The following is a 2,736-nucleotide window of genomic DNA, read 5'->3' on the forward strand; positions in this document are numbered from 1 at the left end:
TGGCACGGCTCCGCCACGCAGCGGCGCACCGCAGTGGGAACAGAAGCGGCTGTTCTCGCCGTTCCGGTTCCCGCACCTCGTACACACCAGGGCCGACATGGACGGATCCTCCTGCCGCGGCTGCCCCGCGGGGGCTTGGGACGCGTACGGGGCAGAGCCGAACCCTCCACCCGTACTTGAGGTTGACGGTTCCCCGAAACCTATGCGGCCGGAACCGGCAGGGTCAACAGACGACGCGCCCTGTCCGCCCGAATTGTCCCCACCGACCTCGTCCCGGAACAGGGGGCGCTCACCCACCTGGGTCTCCGGAACGTCACCATGGCGCGGCGCACGGTGACGTGCATCCTCACGCGCGCTCTTGCCGAACAACTTCCCAAACAACTTCACGGGCGATTCCCCTTGACCGAAACAGACCCGCCCGTGGGGCAGGACGAACCCTGACTGCACACATCGGCGTACATCGCTGACACAGACATCCTCACAACGTCCGTATCCGCCGAACAGTTTCCACCACGCACCCCGCCTTCGATGCGCCGACCCCCCGCAACCTCATGCCCTCGCACGGCGTCCGCCATGCACCTCCGCCTCACTGCGAGGACGACCGAGCGTAGTCAGGCCGCTGCGCTGCTCGCAAGGCGTCCACCACGATCTTCTCCGAACGGCTCACAGCCACTGTGGCCTGCTCCTTCTCCAGCGTCTGCACCACACCTCCGGGGATGTTGAGGGCCGGTTCCAGGTCCTGCGGTTTCCCGATGACCTTGAAAACGTACGGCTGGGCGATCTTGTGCCCGTCCACGCTGACCCCCTTCCCTCCGGTTCCGTCCGCCAGGTACGTGCCGGCCACGACCCGCACGCCGTCCACCTCGATCGCCTCGGCACCGGCCGCCCGCAGTTCCTGGATCGCGTCAAGGAGCATGTCGGCCTCGACGGCTCCCTTCGTGTCCGTGACGGTCATGGTGATCCCGGGGCCCTGCGCGGCCACGGTGCCCGCCAGGATGCCAAGTTGACGTTCCTTCTCGACGGTCTGCTTGCGGGCCTCCTCGGCCTGGTCCGAGCTGTTCTCCAGCTCGGTCCGCTGGTCCTCGAGACCCTGCTTCTCATCCTCCAGACGCTGAGTCCGGTCGTCGAGTTCATCGAGGATGCGGACAAGATCTTCCTGACGCGCTCCGCGCAGCGCGCTGTTGTCGCTCGTGGACCGCACCTGGATGGCCAGACCGAGGCCCAGCACGAACAGCAGCACAGCCACGATCAGTTGAGCGCGCGACACGCGCGGCGGCCACAGGCCCTTCACGAGTCGCTCGCGCCCGGTCAGCTGCGGCTGACCGGCCGGCGGCTCCGCGCGCGGCGTCTCTCCGGCCTGCTGGACCTCCGCCGGCAGCTCCTTGCGGAGCCGGTGCTGCTCCTCCGGCTCACGGCCCCCGCCGTTGTCCTCTGACTCGCTCATCGGCCTCACGCCCGGAAGACGTGCCGCCGGATGGCGGCCGCGTTGGAGAAGATGCGGATGCCGAGCACGACCACGACACCGGTCGACAACTGCGCACCCACGCCCAGCTTGTCGCCGAGGAAGACGATCAGCGCGGCCACCACGACGTTCGACAGGAACGAGACGACGAAGACCTTGTCGTCGAAGATCCCGTCCAGCATGGCGCGCAGGCCGCCGAACACCGCGTCGAGCGCGGCCACCACGGCGATCGGAAGGTAAGGCTCGACGACCGCCGGAACCTCGGGCCGGACGAAAAGACCGACCACGACTCCCACGACGAGGCCCAGTACGGCGATCACGATGTGCCCTTCTGCTCTGCTCTCGGCTGTGCTGTACGTACGATCACGCTGGGCGCGGCGGGCAGCCGCACGTCGTCCTGCGCCGAAATGCTGGTCCTGATCCCGAAGTTCTCCTTCAGGGCGTGCAGGTACAGCCCGTCGGCGCTGTCCTGGAACCGCGTGCTCAGGCGCTGCCCGTCCCCCACCGCGAGCACCGTGTACGGCGGCACCAGCGGCCTGTTGTCGACCAGTATCGCGTCACCCGCGGCCCTGATCGCCGACAGCGCGGTGAGACGCTGTCCGTTGATGCTGACGGCCTCGGCGCCTGACTGCCACAGCCCGTTGACGACCCGCTGGAGGTCGCGGTCGCGCACCCGGCCCGTGTCGGAGAACCCGGCGCTCTCGCGCGGCCCGCCCCCACCGCCGGACTGCGCGGACTTGGCATCGTCGACGACGAGCTTCACACCGGGGCCGTGCACGGCGACCGCGCCGGACAGGATCCCGACCAGCTCGCCCTTGTCCCCGCCGTGCTTCTTCAGGGCCTCCCGCTGCATCTCCCCGACATGCGTGCGCAGCGAGTCCACCTCGCCCTCGAGACCGTCGGCGGACTCGGTCTCCTGGTTGATCCGGTCGATGAGCTCCTCGCGCTCCTTCGCCACGACCGGTGCCGCGATCCGTGCCTGTGCGGCGCCCACCGTCACGACCAGCGCGGCGAGCACGAGCCCGGACGCGAGGCCCAGCTTGGCGCGGAGCGTCTTCGGCATGCCGCTCTGCCCCGCCGCCCGCTTCCGGGCCGCCGCCTCGGCGTACCCGTCGTCGAGGCTGTGGTCCATCACGTTGGTCAGCAGCGACATGGAGGCGTCGGGGCGTGCGGGACGCCCGGGAGTGCTCCGAACGGGGGGCGGCTGCGGCATGCCGCACATCGTCGCACGACGGAGCCCCTACCTCCGAACGGCCCCACCGACGAGCCGGCCA

4 protein-coding genes are annotated in these 2,736 nt (G+C 69.4%); all 4 read right to left on the bottom strand.

Annotated elements, in window-relative coordinates:
- Positions 1–504: zinc ribbon domain-containing protein (locus GTW43_RS07050; protein WP_161300761.1), on the bottom strand; the 504-nt coding region annotated here is incomplete at its 3' end.
- Positions 505–586: 82 nt separating this feature from the next.
- A complete protein-coding gene (locus GTW43_RS07055; protein ID WP_161300759.1) occupies positions 587–1,444 on the bottom strand; it encodes a DUF881 domain-containing protein in 858 nt (285 codons plus the stop codon).
- Between the two features lie 5 nt (positions 1,445–1,449).
- On the bottom strand, positions 1,450–1,782 hold the full coding sequence (locus GTW43_RS07060; protein ID WP_008749169.1) for a small basic family protein: 333 nt from the start codon (positions 1,780–1,782) through the stop codon (positions 1,450–1,452).
- The gene (locus GTW43_RS07065; RefSeq protein ID WP_161300760.1) at positions 1,779–2,684 is read right to left on the bottom strand and encodes a DUF881 domain-containing protein; all 906 of its coding nucleotides are present in this window, start codon (positions 2,682–2,684) and stop codon (positions 1,779–1,781) included. Before GTW43_RS07065 ends, GTW43_RS07060 begins: the two co-directional genes overlap by 4 nt.
- Positions 2,685–2,736: the final 52 nt, after the last annotated feature.

The organism is Streptomyces sp. SID5785, assembly GCF_009870065.1.
Taxonomy (GTDB): domain Bacteria; phylum Actinomycetota; class Actinomycetes; order Streptomycetales; family Streptomycetaceae; genus Streptomyces.